This window comes from Citrobacter sp. LUTT5 (assembly GCF_009905315.1).
Taxonomy (GTDB): domain Bacteria; phylum Pseudomonadota; class Gammaproteobacteria; order Enterobacterales; family Enterobacteriaceae; genus Citrobacter; species Citrobacter freundii.
This window is the reverse complement of sequence record NZ_CP047606.1, coordinates 115,271-132,142: the sequence shown is the minus strand read 5'-3', so window position 1 is coordinate 132,142 and position 16,872 is coordinate 115,271. Positions and strand designations below refer to the sequence as shown.

Here is a 16,872-nt window from a genome sequence, read left to right as displayed (position 1 = left end):
TCCCACCGGGCAACATCCGCTTGCCCGGTCCTTCACTTCCCCTCGCAATTGGCCCTACCAATTTTAGCCAGATCATACCAGCACCTCACATTTCATTAAAATGTGCATACAATACCGTTGCCAATAAATAACATTTGATTAACCATTCATTGTCATTACCCCTACACAACAATATTGGCAGGGCCACTTTTACACATAATGTGACGAAGATTTGAGCAAAGACTCATTCCATTATGTCGGCGGCCCCCAGGAGACCTGCAATGAATCTCTGGCAACAGAACTACGACCCGGCCGGTAACATCTGGCTTTCCAGTCTGATCGCATCGCTCCCCATCCTGTTCTTTTTCTTCGCCCTGATTAAGCTCAAGCTGAAAGGCTACGTTGCGGCGTCATGGACGGTGGTGATCGCTTTGTCGGTCGCCCTGCTGTTTTACAAAATGCCGGTCGATCACGCTCTGGCATCCGTAGTGTACGGTTTCTTCTACGGTCTGTGGCCAATTGCCTGGATCATTATCGCCGCGGTATTCGTCTATAAAATCTCGGTGAAGACCGGGCAGTTCGACATTATCCGCTCCTCGATACTCTCGATTACCCCAGACCAGCGTCTGCAAATGCTGATTGTCGGTTTCTCCTTTGGGGCATTCCTCGAAGGGGCGGCAGGCTTCGGTGCTCCGGTAGCGATTACCGCCGCACTGCTGGTTGGCCTTGGCTTTAACCCGCTGTATGCGGCAGGTTTGTGCTTAATCGTAAACACCGCTCCAGTCGCTTTTGGGGCAATGGGCATTCCGATTCTGGTTGCCGGTCAGGTTACCGGGCTGGACAGCTTCGAGATTGGCCAGATGGTGGGCCGTCAACTGCCGTTCCTGACCATTATCGTGCTGTTCTGGATTATGGCGATTATGGATGGCTGGCGTGGCGTGAAAGAAACCTGGCCTGCGGTGATGGTCGCTGGCGGCTCGTTTGCTATCGCGCAGTATCTCAGCTCTAACTTTATCGGACCGGAACTGCCGGACATCATCTCTTCTCTGGTTTCCCTGGTCTGTCTGACGCTGTTCCTGAAGCGCTGGCAGCCGGTACGCATCTTCCGCTTTGGTGATATGGGCGCTTCGCAGGTCGATATGGATCTGTCGCGCACCCGCTACACCGCCGGGCAAATCATCCGAGCCTGGTCGCCGTTCCTGTTCCTGACAGCTACCGTCACGCTGTGGAGCATACCGCCGTTTAAAGCGCTGTTTGCGCCAGGCGGCGCGATGTACCACTGGGTGGTCAATATTCCGGTTCCGTTCCTCGACAAGCTGGTTGCCCGTATGCCGCCGGTCGTACACGAAGCCACAGCCTACGCGGCGGTGTACAAATTTGACTGGTTCTCCGCGACCGGTACCGCAATACTGTTTGCCGCCCTGCTGTCCATCGTCTGGCTGAAGATGAAGCCGTCTGCTGCGCTTCAGACCTTTGGTAGCACGCTGAAAGATCTGGCGCTACCTATCTACTCCATCGGGATGGTGCTGGCATTCGCGTTTATCTCTAACTACTCCGGGCTTTCATCCACCCTGGCATTGGCCCTGGCTCACACCGGCAGCGCATTTACCTTCTTCTCGCCGTTCCTTGGCTGGCTGGGGGTATTCCTGACTGGATCCGACACCTCATCAAACGCACTGTTTGCCGCCCTACAGGCCACGGCCGCTCAGCAAATCGGTGTTTCGGATGTATTAATGGTGGCTGCAAATACCACCGGCGGCGTGACCGGAAAAATGATCTCTCCGCAATCTATCGCTATCGCCTGTGCGGCAGTGGGATTAGTGGGAAAAGAGTCTGACCTGTTCCGCTTTACCGTGAAGCACAGTCTGATTTTCACCTGCATGGTGGGTGTGATTACCACACTGCAGGCCTATGTCTTAACCTGGATGATTCCATGATAGTAATGCCCAGACGCTTGTCAGACGAAGTCGCATCTCGTGTGCGGGCGCTGATTGAAGAACAACAGCTGGAAGCGGGCATGAAGTTGCCCGCTGAGCGCCAGCTGGCCGTACAGCTCGGCGTATCGCGCAACTCGCTGCGCGAGGCGTTAGCAAAGCTGGTAAGTGAAGGCGTACTGATTAGCCGTCGTGGCGGTGGGACGTTTGTCCGCTGGCAGCATGAGGCATGGTCTGAACAAAACATCGTTCAGCCGCTGAAAACCCTGCTGGCGGACGATCCTGATTACAGTTTCGATATTCTGGAAGCCCGCCACGCCATCGAAGCCAGCACCGCCTGGCACGCAGCTATGCGTGCCACTGCTGCCGACAAAGAGAAGATCAGGCTCTGTTTCGAGGCCACACAAAGCGAAGATCCAGATCTCGCCTCGCAGGCAGACGTTCGCTTTCATCTCGCCATTGCGGAGGCCTCACACAACGTGGTGCTGTTACAGACCATGCGCGGTTTCTTCGACGTATTGCAGTCTTCGGTGAAACAGAGCCGCCAGCGAATGTACCTCGTGCCGCCCGTATTTTCACAGCTAACGGCACAGCATCAGGCCGTACTGGATGCGATTGTTGCCGGAGATGCCGACGGCGCGCGTAAAGCGATGATGGCGCACCTCAGTTTTGTCCACACCACGATTAAACGATTTGATGAAGATCAGGCCCGCCAGGCGCGAATCACCCGCCTGCCCGGTGACCCTGGTGAGAATAGCAGGGAGAACAACACATGATTATTTCAGCAGCCAGCGACTATCGCGCCGCAGCCCAGCGCATCCTACCCCCCTTCTTGTTCCACTATATTGACGGTGGGGCGTATGCAGAGCACACTTTGCGCCGTAACGTGGCAGACCTGTCGGAGGTGGCCCTTCGCCAGCGCGTGCTGAAGAATATGTCCGACCTGAGCCTGGAGACAAAACTGTTCAACGAAACGCTCTCCATGCCGGTGGCCCTTGCACCTGTCGGTCTGTGCGGCATGTATGCGCGTCGGGGCGAAGTTCAGGCCGCCGCCGCCGCTGATGCCAAAGGCATTCCGTTTACGCTTTCCACAGTATCCGTATGCCCGATTGAAGAAGTCGCCCCGACTATCAAGCGTCCGATGTGGTTTCAGCTGTATGTTCTGCGCGATCGCGGCTTTATGCGTAACGCCCTGGAACGAGCCAAAGCGGCAGGTTGCTCCACGCTGGTCTTTACCGTCGATATGCCAACACCTGGCGCACGCTACCGTGACGCCCATTCCGGGATGAGCGGCCCAAATGCGGCACTGCGCCGCTACTGGCAGGCAGTCACCCATCCACAATGGGCATGGGACGTTGGCCTGAACGGTCGCCCGCATGATTTAGGCAATATCTCGACCTATCTTGGCAAACCCACCGGCCTTGAAGACTACATCGGCTGGCTGGCGAATAATTTCGATCCGTCGATTTCCTGGAAAGACCTCGAGTGGATCCGCGAATTTTGGGATGGTCCGATGGTGATCAAAGGGATCCTCGATCCTGAAGATGCTCGCGACGCCGTACGCTTCGGCGCTGATGGCATCGTTGTCTCTAACCACGGTGGTCGCCAGTTAGACGGCGTGCTGTCTTCAGCTCGCGCGTTACCCGCTATTGCCGATGCGGTAAAAGGCGATATCACCATTCTGGCAGACAGCGGGATCCGCAACGGTCTGGACGTCGTACGCATGATTGCGCTGGGCGCGGATAGTGTTCTGCTGGGACGTGCTTATCTGTACGCACTGGCAACCCACGGTCAGGCCGGGGTAGCGAATCTGCTGAATCTGATCGAGAAAGAGATGAAGGTGGCAATGACCCTGACCGGTGCAAAATCGATTAGCGAAATCAGTCATGATTCGCTGGTACAAGAACTGGGAAAAAGCCTGCCTGCTGCGCTGGCACCTCTGGTTCAGGGTAGCGCGGCGTAACAATATCCCCATAAAACCCACTTTCTGCATGGTCGGTCTGTTCTCAGTCCGGCCATTTTTTATCCAAAAATAACGACCAGTTAACATTTATAACCAATATATTTGACAACTTTTTATCCACCTGTCAGATGTATATACAAGCTAATACAAGGGCGAAATATACAGATAACAACCATCATAACGGGCGAGGGTAACATGGCTTATTCCGGAAAAGTGAATATCCAGCAGGCGATAGATGACAGTCCTTTTTCGCGCTTCCACTGGGTCATTATTGTCCTGGGTTTTCTGGTCCTGGCCATCGACGGCTTCGATACGGCGGCGATGGGCTATATTGCGCCCACGCTCTCAGCCGACTGGGGCATCAAGAAGCAGGACCTTGGACCGGTGTTAAGCGCTGCACTACTGGGCCTGTCATTTGGTGCACTGCTGGCCGGGCCGATTTCCGATCGTATGGGCCGTAAACGCGTGCTGGTCTTTTCCTGTCTGTTTTTTGGCCTAGCCAGTCTGGGAACTGCCTATGCCCAGACGCTGAATATGCTCACATTTTGGCGCTTTCTCACCGGGCTGGGTCTTGGCGCGGCAATGCCCAATGCCATCACCCTGGTGTCAGAATTTGCACCAAAACGCTGTCGTTCAATGGCGATTAACACCATGTACTGCGGCTTTCCGTTAGGGGCTGCAGGCGGCGGGGTGATCTCCTCCTGGCTTATCCCCAACTACGGCTGGCACAGCGTCCTGCTTGCCGGTGCGATCGCCCCGCTGGCCCTCACCGTATTGTTGGTGCTGTTCCTGCCGGAGTCGGTAAAGTATCTGGTTCACCGCGGTAAAGGGGTTGCACAGGTTAAACGCATTGCTCAACGCTTTATATCGGGAAGTCTGGAACAGGTTACCCAGTTTTATCTGGATGAAGACCGCGTCACGGTCAAAAAAGGCAGCGTGGCACAGCTATTCAGTATGCCCTGGCTGCCGGGCACGCTGATGCTCTGGATGACCTACTTTATGGGATTGGTTATCTATTACGTGCTGCTGAGCTGGATGCCAACGCTGATGCTGGGAATGGGCTATCCGCTGGCTGAATCCGCCTGGCTGACGTCACTGTTTACCTTCGGCGGTACTGCGGGGATCCTGCTGGCCGGTTGGTTAATGGATCGCTGGGAAGCACATAAAGTGGTGTCACTTGGCTTTATTCTGACGATGCTGTTTGCCCTCGCTCTCGGGTTTGAACATAACCATATCATCCTGTTCGGCGCACTGATCTTCCTGATGGGGATTACCATGAACGGCGCGCAGTCCGGGCTGCAGACGCTGGCCGCCACGTTTTATCCAACCCACTGCCGCGCGACGGGCATTGCCTGGATGCAGGGCGTGGGCCGCTTCGGTGGCGTAGCCGGAACGATGATGAGCGCCCAGTTGCTTTCCCTGCAATGGCAGGCAGACAGTATATTAATGTTCCTCAGCCTTCCGGCGCTGATTGCGGCTGCCGCAACGATTTACAAACTGCAACGCTATAAACCGTACACGCTGACCGTCGCATAGTACCCGCTCTTTCTGCTATTCTGCCCCCCGTTATCAAGGGGGCAGTATGCTTAACATCGTTTTATTCGAACCAGAAATCCCGCCAAATACCGGCAATATTATCCGTCTTTGCGCCAACACCGGCTTTCGTCTGCATATTATTGAGCCAATGGGCTTTACCTGGGACGACAAGCGCCTGCGTCGCGCGGGGCTGGATTACCATGAGTTTACCGCCGTGCTGCGCCACCCTGATTACGCCAGCTTCGTCGCCGCAGAAAATCCGCAACGTCTGTTTGCCCTGACCACCAAAGGTACGCCAGCGCATAGCGCGGTAAGCTATCAGGACGGGGATTATCTGATGTTTGGCCCGGAAACTCGCGGTCTGCCATCCAGCATCCTCGACGCGCTGCCAGCCGAACAAAAAATTCGAATTCCGATGATGCCGGACAGTCGCAGCATGAACCTGTCAAATGCGGTGTCGGTGGTGGTGTATGAGGCCTGGCGCCAGTTAGGTTATCCCGGCGCGGTATTGCGTAGTTGATTTTTGTCGGATGGCGGCTGACGCCTTATCCGACCTACGAGATTTGTAGGCCCGGTAAGCACTGCGCCGCCGGGCATAGCTCGAAATCAGATGCCATCACCGTATTCGAAAGTATGATGAATCCCGTTGAAATGCTGATCCATATCCATAGACGGTTTATCGCTGTCAGGCTTACCGACGATGCGTGCAGGTACGCCTGCCGCAGTGGTATGCGGGGGTACCGGTTGTAAAACCACGGAACCTGCGCCAATCTTCGCGCCGCGCCCGACTTCAATGTTGCCGAGAATTTTTGCCCCCGCGCCAATCATTACACCTTCACGAATTTTCGGATGACGATCGCCGCCGGCTTTACCGGTCCCGCCGAGCGTGACGGATTGCAGAATAGAGACATCATTTTCAATCACTGCCGTTTCACCGACCACAATGCCGGTTGCGTGATCGAGCATAATCCCACGGCCAATTTTTGCCGCCGGATGAATGTCTACCTGGAAGGTAACGGACACCTGATTTTGCAGGAAGATCGCCAACGCCTGACGCCCCTGATGCCACAGCCAGTGACCGATACGGTAGGCCTGAAGCGCATGAAAACCCTTCAGGTACAGAAGTGGGGTGGAATATTTATCGACAGCCGGGTCACGCGTACGTACCGCCTGAATATCACAGGCCGCTGAGGCAATCATTTCAGGATCGGCGGCATAGGCCTCTTCCACGACTTCGCGAATCGCAATGGCGGGCATGATTGGAGAAGCAAGTTTATTCGCCAGCATATAGCTTAGCGCACTGCCGAGATTTTCATGTTTGAGCAGCGTTGCGTGGTAAAAACTGGCCAACATTGGCTCACATTCCGCCAGTGCCCGGGCTTCCGCTTTAATGTTTTTCCAGACGATATCCAGTTCTTCACACGGCATTGCGTACTCCAGAAGGTAGCAAAACGACCGACCCGTTCTTCGCGGGTCGGGTCGTTAGATTGAAACGGTTCCTTACGGCTAGTGGCTGCTTCGCTCGTCCTTGCGCGCACGACCTAATAACGTCAATGCTGCCTCGCGCGCGTTTTTTCCGCAATACAATACTTGATAAATTTCCTCGGTTATTGGCATCTCGACACCAAAACGGTGCGCCAATTCACGAACTTCTTTCGTATTGCGATAGCCTTCAACCACCTGACCAATCTTGTCCTGCGCGCCCTGCACGTCCATACCCTGGCCGAGCATCATGCCAAAACGACGGTTACGCGACTGGTTGTCGGTGCAGGTCAGCACCAGATCGCCTAAACCCGCCATCCCCATAAAGGTGGCAGGATCGGCACCCAGCGCCGCGCCAAGGCGAGACATTTCGGTCAGTCCACGGGTGATCAATGCGGTACGCGCATTCGCGCCAAAACCGATGCCGTCAGACATCCCCGCACCAATCGCAATGACGTTTTTCACCGCGCCGCCAAGCTGCACGCCAATGAAATCCGGGTTGCTGTAAACGCGAAAGCTTTTGCCGCAGTGCAGCAACTGCTGGAGATCGTCAGCAAAGGCGTCGTCCGTCGAGGCCAGAGAAATCGCCGTCGGCATGCCCGCAGCCAGCTCTTTGGCGAACGTCGGGCCGGAAATAACCGCCAGTGGAATTGAGTCCCCCAGCGCTTCACGCGCGACGTCCTGCAGCAGACGCCCTGTTTCCGCCTCCAGACCTTTTGTCGCCCAGACCAGTCGTGCGTCAGGACGCATCAATGGTTTGATGTTTCGCAGCACTTCGCCAAAGACGTGGCTCGGCACCACCACCAGAATATTACGACTGGCGGCCAGCGCAGTGGCTAAATCACTTTCCAGGCGCAGTGTGTCAGGAAAAGGCACATCAGGAAGGAACGCGACGTTGCAGCGATCGTGCTCAAGGGTCGCGATATGTTTCGGATCATGGCCCCACAGGACAACCTGATGGCCATTTCTTGCCAGGGTGATGGCAAGAGCGGTGCCGTACGAGCCGGCACCAATCACAGTCATTGAAGCATTACTTTGGTTCATCAGGCATCCTGATGTTCTTCAGTACCTTCGCCAGCCTGCTGCTGTAAATAGTTCATGAACAGCGCATCAAAGTTGACCGGCGCAAGGTTCAGTTGCGGGAACGTACCGCGTGAAACCAGGCTGGTGATGCATTCGCGGGCATACGGGAACAGAATGTTCGGGCAGTATGCGCCCAGGCAATGCGCCATCTGAGTCCCTTCGATACCACTGATGGAGAAAATACCGCCCTGCTGAACTTCGCACAGGAACGCAGTTTCTTCACCAAGAGAAGCCGTTACAGTGACACGCAGCACTACTTCATACACGTCATCTGCCAGTTGGGTAGATGCGGTATCAAGATCAAGTTTAACCTCTGGCTGCCAATCTTTCTGGAAAACATGCGGTGCATTTGGCGCTTCGAAAGACACATCCTTGGTATAGATACGTTGGATCTGGAAAGCCATTTCAGTGTTATTTTGTTCTGACATGTTTAGAAAACCCTTAGTGTTGTCCTTTAAATACTTTCAGTACGCCTTATCGCAGCAGGGGATCCAGTCCACCACGCGCATCCAACGCATACAAGTCGTCACAACCGCCAATGTGCTGTGCATCAATAAAAATCTGCGGAACCGTCGTACGGCCACTGCGCTTGATCATCTCTTCACGTTTTACGGCATCGCCGTCAATCGGAAGCTCCTGGAAACTCACACCCTTGCTGTTCAACAGCGCTTTTGCGCGATGGCAAAACGGGCAGGTTGCTTTGGTGTAGATCTCAATATTGGCCATGACTTATCTCCAGTGTTCTTTTTACCCTGCGGCATGAAAGAAGATGGGTAAATTACTTGCCGCGAACCAGTGGCAGATTCTCACCACTCCAGCCCGCTACGCCGTCTTTCAGTACGGATACTTGCTCAAAACCGGCTTTAATCAGCGCAGTTGCTGAATCCTGGCACTGCATGCCTGAACCATCAACCACAATCACAGGTTTGTTTTTGTGTTTTTCAAGTTCGCCAAAATTGTTGGCTTTGATTTCGCTCGGCAGCAGGTTAGTGGAGCCTGCGATATGGCCTTTGCGGAAGTCGTCGCGCTGGCGTAAATCCACAACAACGGCGTCTTCTTTGTTGATGAGACGTGTAGCTTCGCCGCGAGTAATCACCTTCACTTTTGAGGTCAGGCTCTTAAACGTGGTAAATAATACAGCCGCCAGTAACGCAATCCAGGCGATACTCAAGACAGGGTGGCGACTAACAAATTGCATAATTTCTTGCATGGGGGGTAACAACTCCCGACTCAGTGATTAAAAAACCAGGAAAGGAGTATACCTGCGCGTTGGCGCAAATACAGCCAGAGCGTGCATTGGATTGCATTTTTGCGGGGCGCTACGGAAAAAAAAATGTAAATCGGTGTTCCCCCTGGCACGCGATCCCCCATTATTTGATCTTCGGGGGCTACTTTATCGATTCAGCTGTAGTAAAATTACGCAATTATTTTTTATCTCTTGAGTGTGAGGTTGTCGCAATGTCGGTTTCTAAAAAACCTATGGTACTGGTGATTCTGGATGGCTACGGCTATCGCGAAGACAGCCAGGATAACGCCATTTTTAGTGCTAAAACCCCGGTAATGGATGCGCTGTGGGCAAAACGTCCGCATACCCTGATTGATGCGTCCGGTCTGGAAGTCGGCCTGCCCGATCGCCAGATGGGCAACTCCGAAGTGGGTCACGTCAACCTGGGCGCGGGCCGTATCGTGTATCAGGACCTTACCCGTCTGGACGTTGAAATCAAAGAACGTACTTTCTTCGCTAACCCGGTGCTGACCGATGCGGTCGACCAGGCAAAAAATGCCGGGAAAGCGGTACACATCATGGGTCTGCTCTCTGCTGGCGGCGTTCACAGCCACGAAGATCACATCATGGCGATGGTAGAAATGGCCGCTGAACGCGGCGCTGAAAAAATCTATCTGCACGCTTTCCTTGATGGTCGTGATACCCCGCCGCGCAGCGCTGAACATTCACTGCAGAAATTTGAAGAGAAATTTGCCGCACTGGGCAAAGGCCGCGTAGCGTCCATCATCGGTCGTTACTACGCTATGGACCGCGACAACCGTTGGGATCGCGTAGAACAGGCTTACGATCTGATGACGCTGGCGAAGGGCGAGTTCCAGTTCGCTACGGCGGTTGAAGGTCTGCAGGCTGCTTATGCCCGCGACGAAAACGACGAATTCGTCAAAGCGACCGTGATCCGTGCCGAAGGTCAGGCAGATGCTGCTATGGAAGATGGCGATACGCTGATTTTCATGAACTTCCGTGCTGACCGTGCGCGTGAAATCACCCGTGCGTTTGTTAACGCTGATTTCGACGGCTTCGCCCGTAAGAAAGTCGTTAACCTCAACTTTGTGATGCTGACCGAATACGCGGCAGACATCAAAACTGCGGTTGCTTACCCACCAGCATCTCTGGCCAACACCTTTGGTGAGTGGATGGCGAAGAACGAAAAAACGCAGCTGCGTATTTCCGAAACTGAAAAATATGCGCACGTGACCTTCTTCTTCAACGGCGGCGTAGAAGAGCCGTTCAAAGGCGAAGACCGCATCCTGATCAACTCTCCGAAAGTTGCGACCTACGATCTGCAGCCGGAAATGAGCTCTGCTGAACTGACTGAGAAGCTGGTTGCAGCGATTGAGAGCGGTAAATACGACACCATCATTTGTAACTACCCGAACGGCGACATGGTTGGTCACACCGGGGTGATGGAAGCAGCAGTTAAAGCGGTTGAAGCGCTGGATCACTGCGTTGAGCAGGTGACTAAAGCGGTTGAGTCCGTTGGCGGCCAGTTGCTGATCACCGCAGACCACGGTAACGCAGAGCAGATGCGCGATCCGTCCACCGGTCAGGCACATACTGCACATACCAACCTGCCCGTTCCGCTGATTTATGTCGGTGGTAAGAACGTCAAAGCAGTCGAAGGCGGCAAACTTTCTGATATCGCCCCGACGATGCTGACGCTGATGGGTATGGAAATCCCGCAAGAGATGACTGGTAAGCCGCTGTTCATCGTGGAATAATCCCTCCCCATGAGGGGAAAGGCGATTAATACCATCACTCGGGCCGTGAAACCGCGTAAGTTTTCAGTCAGGCCCTTGTTCTACGCCAGCGCGCTTAGCGCTGGCGTATTGCTGTGCGCCTTTTCCGCCCACGCGGACGAACGCGATCAGCTCAAATCTATTCAGGCCGATATCGCGGCAAAAGAACGCGCGGTACGCCAACAGCAACAACAACGTTCTACTCTCCTCGCTCAGCTTAAAGCTCAGGAACAAGCCATCGCCGTTGCCGCAAGGCAGTTACGCGAAACGCAGAACTCACTGGCACAACTGAACGCGCAAATCGCAGAGATGAACGCAGCACTCGCGAAGCTGGAAAAGCAACGAGCAGCGCAAGAGCGCAGTCTGGCAGCCCAGTTAGACGCCGCGTTTCGCCAGGGTGAACACACCGGTATTCAGCTCATCCTTAGCGGCGAAGAAAGCCAGCGCGGACAGCGTCTGCAGGCCTATTTCGGCTATCTGAACCAGGCGAGGCAAGAAACTATCGCGCAGCTGAAACAAACGCGCGAAGAGGTCGATTCGCAAAAAGCCGAGCTGGAAGATAAGCAGAGCGAACAGCAGACCCTGCTGTACGAACAACGCGCTCAGCAGGCTAAGCTGGAGCAGGCGCGTAACGAACGCCAGAAAACACTGGCGGGTCTGGAGTCCTCGATTCAACAGGGCCAGCAGCAACTGGGCGAAATGCGCGCTAACGAATCCCGTCTGCGCAACAGCATTGCTCGCGCCGAAGCTGCGGCCAAAGCGCGCGCGGAACGTGAAGCGCGCGAGGCGCAGGCCGTACGTGATAAGCAGAAGGATGCGTCACGAAAAGGCTCGACCTACAAGCCGACCGAAAGCGAAAAATCACTGATGTCCCGTACCGGCGGCCTGGGTTCGCCGCGCGGCCAGGCATTCTGGCCCGTTCGTGGCCCAACACTGCATCGTTATGGCGAACAACTGCAGGGTGAGCTACGTTGGAAGGGGATGGTTATTGGCGCATCCGAAGGCACCGAAGTTAAAGCCATTGCCGATGGTCGCGTCATTCTGGCGGACTGGTTGCAGGGCTATGGCCTGGTGGTCGTCGTTGAGCACGGTAAAGGCGATATGAGCCTGTACGGTTATAACCAGAGCGCGCTGGTCAGCGTCGGTACGCAGGTTCGCGCCGGGCAGCCTATTGCACTTGTGGGTAGCAGCGGCGGTCAGGGCAGGCCGGCACTCTATTTCGAAATTCGTCGCCAGGGTCAGGCGGTCAATCCACAGCCGTGGTTGGGAAGATAAGTTTTGCCACAACAATTTCGTCGTCTACTACTCTCTCTCGCCAGCCTGCTGGCCTTCGCAACACCTGTTTTTGCTGGCAAACTCGCCATCGTCATTGATGATTTCGGCTATCGCCCACACACTGAAAACCAGGTACTGGCGATGCCTTCTACCATCTCCGTTGCCGTTCTGCCTAACGCCCCACATGCGCGAGAAATGGCAATCAAAGCACATAACAGCGGGCATGAAGTATTAATCCATCTGCCAATGGCGCCGCTGAGCAAGCAGCCGTTAGAGAAAGATACATTACGCCCTGAAATGAGCAGCGAAGAGATTGAGCGAATTATTCGCGACGCGGTAAGCAAAGTACCGAATGCGGTCGGTCTGAACAACCATATGGGCAGCGCGATGACCTCCAGCCTGTTTGGCATGCAGAAGGTGATGCAGGCGCTGGAGCGATACGATCTCTACTTCCTGGACAGCATGACCATTGGTAACAGCCAGGCAATGCGCGCAGCGTCAGGGACCGGTGTGAAAGTCATCAAACGCAAAGTCTTCCTGGATGACACGCAAAACGAAGCCGATATTCGCCGTCAGTTTAATCATGCCGTCGAGCTGGCGCGCCGCAACGGTTCCGCAATCGCCATTGGCCATCCTCACCCGTCTACGGTTCGTGTCCTGCAGCAGATGCTGTATAGCCTGCCAGCCGACATCACGTTGGTTCGCCCAAGCAGCCTGCTCAATGAACCGCAGGTGGATACCTCCAGACCAAACCTCACGCCACCGAAGAACGGTATACCTGATGCGCCGCGTAATCCTTTCCGCGGGGTGAAATTATGCAAACCGAAGCAGCCGTTAGAGCCGGTGTACGCCAGCCGCTTCTTCAGCGTGCTCGGCGAAAGCATTACCCAAAGCACGCTGGTGCAGTATATGCGCCTGCAGTGGCAGGGCTGGCAATAATCAGTCTTTGCTATCCAGCGTTAAATGAGCCAGGCGGCGCGGCGTCAGTGCTTTATCGCGCCACTGGTTAAAGCGGATGGCCCACAACAGCACCTGATAACCCAGCTTAACGCTGCAAATATTGCTTACCATACGCTTGAACATACCTGACACGAATACTTCAGCAATCATGCGCTGGCGGATTTTCTCGTCCGGTTCTTTACGGATGCAATGACAAACGCGTAGCGCTTCGTAAATCACCTGCTGTTTGAATTCCGGGTAAATGGGAATGCGCCCGGCGTAATCATGATTCATCTTATCCAGCAGACGGGTAATTTTGATGTAGTGGCGCTGGTAAGCGAGATTTTTCAGCCCGGTGCGCGGCAGACGGCTAACAGATGCGCCGTGCAGGAAGTATTTATACAGAGGGATTTCCGTGTAACGCGCGCGCTTCGCATTAAACATAAACTCCGTCGTCCAGATAATATCCTGGTGATGCAGGCCAGACAGGAAGGTCAGCCCCGCGTCGCGGATAGTCTGATGACGATAAACGCCCATCCAGACAACGTGTCGCCAACGGCGGCTGGCTAACGCTTTGCGTAACCAGTCTGGCCCGGTCATCACGCCGGTAGAACGAATACGATCGGTAGGAATGGATGCCCAGGTGTGGCCGGTTTCCGCAATACACCAATCAGCGTTGCACTGCGCAACATCCAGGTTGTCTTTCAGCGCCATAGTCATCAGCGTTTCATACATTTCCGGATAGGCAATATCATCGCCGTCTACGTACGCGATGTACTCCCCCCTGGCGACTTTCATCCCGGTATTGCGCGCCGCCGAAACGCCCCCATTGCGCTGGTGCAGCAGATGAACGTGTGGATAACGATCCGCATAAGACTGAGCAAGCTCCGCAGAGTTATCCGTAGAGCCATCATTAACAATGATGATCTCCAGGTTCTTCCAGGTTTGCGCAATCAGCGAATCCATACACGCAATGAACGGTTCACCCGTGTTGTAAAGCGGCATAATGACGCTCAGGAGACCAGGGATATAGGTCATATCAAATCCAGCCAGACAATAGAGTAATCGGCACTTTTTAGCATATTAAGCGGTAGATTTTCAGAAAAAAATATTAATTCTTTAGCGGAAAATGCGCCGGGCGGGGGAGATTGTGCAGGCAAAAAACGCCCCGGATGATTAATGATAATCAACATCCGGGGACAACACACAGAATCCACAGGGTGGATACGGTTAATCCCAGCTCAGGATCACTTTCCCTGACTGGCCTGAACGCATCGCGTCAAAGCCCTGCTGGAATTCATCGATGGAGAATCGATGGGTGATGATCGGCGACAAATCCAGACCAGACTGGATCAGTGCAGCCATTTTGTACCATGTCTCAAACATCTCACGACCGTAGATACCTTTAATAAACAGTCCTTTAAAGATAACTTTCGTCCAGTCGATGGACATATCAGATGGCGGAATACCCAGCATAGCAATACGGCCACCGTGATTCATGGTGTCCAGCATAGCGCGAAACGCTGGCGGCGCCCCGGACATCTCCAGGCCCACATCAAACCCTTCGGTCATACCCAGTTCAGCCATCACGTCGGTCAGATTCTCTTTCGACACGTTGACCGCGCGGGTGATACCCATTTTGCGCGCCAGCTCAAGGCGATACTCATTAACGTCGGTGATCACCACGTGGCGTGCGCCAACGTGCTTCGCGACTGCCGCCGCCATAATACCGATTGGACCCGCACCGGACACCAGTACATCTTCCCCAACCAGATCGAACGACAGCGCCGTGTGCACTGCATTACCGAACGGATCGAAGATAGACGCCAGGTCGTCGGAGATATTGTCCGGGATTTTAAATGCGTTAAATGCCGGGATCACCAGGTACTCCGCAAAGCAGCCCGGACGGTTTACACCAACACCGGTCGTATTGCGGCACAGGTGAGTACGTCCACCGCGGCAGTTACGGCAATGTCCGCAGGTGATATGACCTTCGCCTGAAACGCGATCGCCGATTTTAAAGCCTTTAACTTCCTGACCGATGCCAACAACTTCGCCGACATATTCATGCCCAACGACCATCGGTACTGGGATGGTTTTTTGCGACCATTCATCCCAGTTATAAATGTGAACGTCAGTCCCGCAGATGGCTGTTTTACGGATTTTAATCAGCAAATCGTTATGACCGACTTCCGGTTCAGGAACGTCAGTCATCCAAATGCCCTCTTCCGCTTTCAGTTTGGATAACGCTTTCATTTCACATCCTCAGGCAATAACGCCCAGTTGTTTACCAATGCGTGTGAACGCCTCAACAGCACGCGTAATCTGCTCAGGGGTATGCGCCGCAGACATCTGGGTACGGATACGCGCCTGGCCTTTTGGAACCACCGGATAGAAGAATCCGGTAACGTAAATCCCCTCTTTTTGCAGTTCACGAGCAAAGTCCTGCGCGATCACTGCATCACCCAACATCACCGGGATAATCGCGTGATCGGCACCGGCCAGAGTAAAGCCAGCGGCAGACATTTGCTCACGGAACTGACGTGCGTTCGCCCACAGGCGGTCGCGCAGGTCACTGCCAGCTTCAACCATTTCCAGCACTTTAATGGAGGCCGCAACAATCGCTGGCGCCAGTGAGTTGGAGAACAAATAAGGACGGGAACGCTGACGCAGCCACTCAACAACTTCTTTGCGAGCTGCGGTGTAACCACCGGATGCGCCGCCGAGTGCTTTACCCAGCGTACCGGTGATGATGTCCACGCGACCCATCACGTCACAGTATTCATGGGAGCCACGACCATTTTCGCCGACAAAACCGACGGCATGGGAATCATCAACCATGACCAGCGCGTCATATTTATCCGCCAGATCGCAAACGCCTTTCAGGTTAGCGATCACACCATCCATAGAGAACACGCCATCAGTGGCGATCAGGATATGACGAGCGCCCGCTTCACGTGCTTCTTTCAGGCGAGCTTCCAGTTCCACCATATCGTTGTTGGCGTAACGGAAACGTTTTGCTTTACACAGACGAACGCCATCTATGATAGAAGCGTGGTTCAGGGCATCGGAAATAATTGCGTCTTCTGCGCCCAGCAGCGTTTCAAACAGGCCGCCATTGGCGTCGAAGCAGGAAGAGTAAAGGATGGCATCTTCCATACCGAGGAATGCCGCCAGTTTTTGCTCCAGTTGCTTATGGCTATCCTGGGTACCGCAAATAAAGCGAACCGAAGCCATACCAAATCCGTGAGAATCCATACCCGCTTTTGCCGCTGCAATTAGCTCCGGGTGGTTAGCCAGTCCCAGATAGTTGTTCGCACAAAAGTTAATAACGTGGCTTCCGTCCGCCACGGTGATATCCGCCTGCTGGGCAGATGTAATAATGCGCTCTTCTTTAAACAATCCTTCCGCACGTGCGGTGTCGAGATCGTTGGTTAACTGTTTGTAAAAATCCCCACGCATTTCAATTCTCCAGACTGGGCAAATTTCAGCACATATTACCCAAAGCTATACGTTGATACGAGATGACGCATCATCACTTCTTCAAAATGAAGCATAAATCACGTGTACCCGCACGGCTTATCGGTGAATGGCTGAAGCCTGAGCCATGTAGTGATATGATAGAAAGTATTCGTGTCTGAGATTGTCTCTGACTCCATA

The 16,872-nt window shown here is 54.2% G+C and carries 16 protein-coding genes; 8 read left to right on the top strand and 8 right to left on the bottom strand.

Annotated features, from left to right (window positions below; translation table 11 throughout):
* The first annotated feature begins 260 nt into the window (after positions 1-260).
* The 5 genes from lldP (at position 261) to trmL (ending at position 5,932) form a co-directional block, all read left to right on the top strand.
* Positions 261-1,916 (top strand): L-lactate permease, encoded by a 1,656-nt coding sequence (gene lldP / locus GUC46_RS00640; protein ID WP_003837651.1) that lies wholly within the window; start codon positions 261-263, stop codon positions 1,914-1,916.
* Positions 1,913-2,689, top strand: coding sequence for a transcriptional regulator LldR (gene lldR, locus GUC46_RS00635; protein ID WP_046671016.1), 777 nt, complete (start codon positions 1,913-1,915; stop codon positions 2,687-2,689). Before lldP ends, lldR begins: the two co-directional genes overlap by 4 nt.
* Positions 2,686-3,876, top strand: a complete 1,191-nt coding sequence (lldD, locus tag GUC46_RS00630) for an FMN-dependent L-lactate dehydrogenase LldD (RefSeq protein WP_003837647.1) — start codon at positions 2,686-2,688, stop codon at positions 3,874-3,876. The genes lldR and lldD overlap by 4 nt, the downstream gene beginning before the upstream one ends.
* A 195-nt stretch (positions 3,877-4,071) precedes the next feature.
* Complete coding sequence (locus tag GUC46_RS00625; protein ID WP_130715279.1) at positions 4,072-5,412, top strand: aromatic acid/H+ symport family MFS transporter; 1,341 nt, start codon at positions 4,072-4,074, stop codon at positions 5,410-5,412.
* A 46-nt stretch (positions 5,413-5,458) separates the two neighbouring features.
* A complete protein-coding gene (gene trmL, locus GUC46_RS00620; RefSeq protein WP_016151165.1) occupies positions 5,459-5,932 on the top strand; it encodes a tRNA (uridine(34)/cytosine(34)/5-carboxymethylaminomethyluridine(34)-2'-O)-methyltransferase TrmL in 474 nt (157 codons plus the stop codon).
* A gap of 86 nt (positions 5,933-6,018) precedes the next feature.
* Here the strand turns inward: trmL and cysE are convergent, their stop codons facing one another.
* From cysE to GUC46_RS00595, 5 genes are all read right to left on the bottom strand, one after another.
* A complete protein-coding gene (gene cysE, locus GUC46_RS00615; protein ID WP_003024160.1) occupies positions 6,019-6,840 on the bottom strand; it encodes a serine O-acetyltransferase in 822 nt (273 codons plus the stop codon).
* A 78-nt stretch (positions 6,841-6,918) separates the two neighbouring features.
* Positions 6,919-7,938 carry an NAD(P)H-dependent glycerol-3-phosphate dehydrogenase gene (gpsA, locus tag GUC46_RS00610; protein WP_003844543.1) on the bottom strand — a complete coding sequence of 340 codons (1,020 nt, stop codon included), beginning with the start codon at positions 7,936-7,938 and terminating at the stop codon, positions 6,919-6,921.
* Positions 7,938-8,405 (bottom strand): protein-export chaperone SecB, encoded by a 468-nt coding sequence (gene secB, locus GUC46_RS00605; RefSeq protein WP_003024155.1) that lies wholly within the window; start codon positions 8,403-8,405, stop codon positions 7,938-7,940. The genes gpsA and secB overlap by 1 nt, the downstream gene beginning before the upstream one ends.
* Positions 8,406-8,451: 46 nt before the next feature.
* Positions 8,452-8,703 (bottom strand): glutaredoxin 3, encoded by a 252-nt coding sequence (gene grxC, locus GUC46_RS00600; protein ID WP_003024152.1) that lies wholly within the window; start codon positions 8,701-8,703, stop codon positions 8,452-8,454.
* A gap of 52 nt (positions 8,704-8,755) precedes the next feature.
* Positions 8,756-9,187 (bottom strand): rhodanese-like domain-containing protein, encoded by a 432-nt coding sequence (locus GUC46_RS00595; RefSeq protein WP_003024148.1) that lies wholly within the window; start codon positions 9,185-9,187, stop codon positions 8,756-8,758.
* Positions 9,188-9,435: 248 nt separating this feature from the next.
* Here GUC46_RS00595 and gpmM point away from each other — a divergent pair, with 248 nt between their 5' ends.
* Genes gpmM through GUC46_RS00580 form a run of 3 tightly spaced genes read left to right on the top strand, consistent with a single transcriptional unit; the run spans position 9,436 to position 13,212 of the window.
* The gene (gene gpmM / locus GUC46_RS00590; protein WP_003837640.1) at positions 9,436-10,980 is read left to right on the top strand and encodes a 2,3-bisphosphoglycerate-independent phosphoglycerate mutase; all 1,545 of its coding nucleotides are present in this window, start codon (positions 9,436-9,438) and stop codon (positions 10,978-10,980) included.
* 33 nt (positions 10,981-11,013) lie between these two features.
* Positions 11,014-12,273, top strand: a complete 1,260-nt coding sequence (gene envC, locus GUC46_RS00585) for a murein hydrolase activator EnvC (protein WP_230122419.1) — start codon at positions 11,014-11,016, stop codon at positions 12,271-12,273.
* A 3-nt stretch (positions 12,274-12,276) separates the two neighbouring features.
* On the top strand, positions 12,277-13,212 hold the full coding sequence (locus GUC46_RS00580) for a divergent polysaccharide deacetylase family protein (RefSeq protein WP_071698848.1): 936 nt from the start codon (positions 12,277-12,279) through the stop codon (positions 13,210-13,212).
* On the opposite strand, the gene GUC46_RS00575 is transcribed toward GUC46_RS00580, so the two are convergent.
* From GUC46_RS00575 to kbl, 3 genes are all read right to left on the bottom strand, one after another.
* Positions 13,213-14,250, bottom strand: coding sequence for a glycosyltransferase (locus GUC46_RS00575; protein ID WP_088902953.1), 1,038 nt, complete (start codon positions 14,248-14,250; stop codon positions 13,213-13,215).
* 192 nt (positions 14,251-14,442) lie between these two features.
* Positions 14,443-15,468: an L-threonine 3-dehydrogenase gene (gene tdh / locus GUC46_RS00570; protein ID WP_003024132.1), complete on the bottom strand. Its 1,026-nt coding sequence runs from the start codon at positions 15,466-15,468 to the stop codon at positions 14,443-14,445.
* Positions 15,469-15,477: 9 nt separating this feature from the next.
* Positions 15,478-16,674 carry a glycine C-acetyltransferase gene (gene kbl / locus GUC46_RS00565; protein WP_003837635.1) on the bottom strand — a complete coding sequence of 399 codons (1,197 nt, stop codon included), beginning with the start codon at positions 16,672-16,674 and terminating at the stop codon, positions 15,478-15,480.
* Positions 16,675-16,872 lie beyond the last annotated feature (198 nt).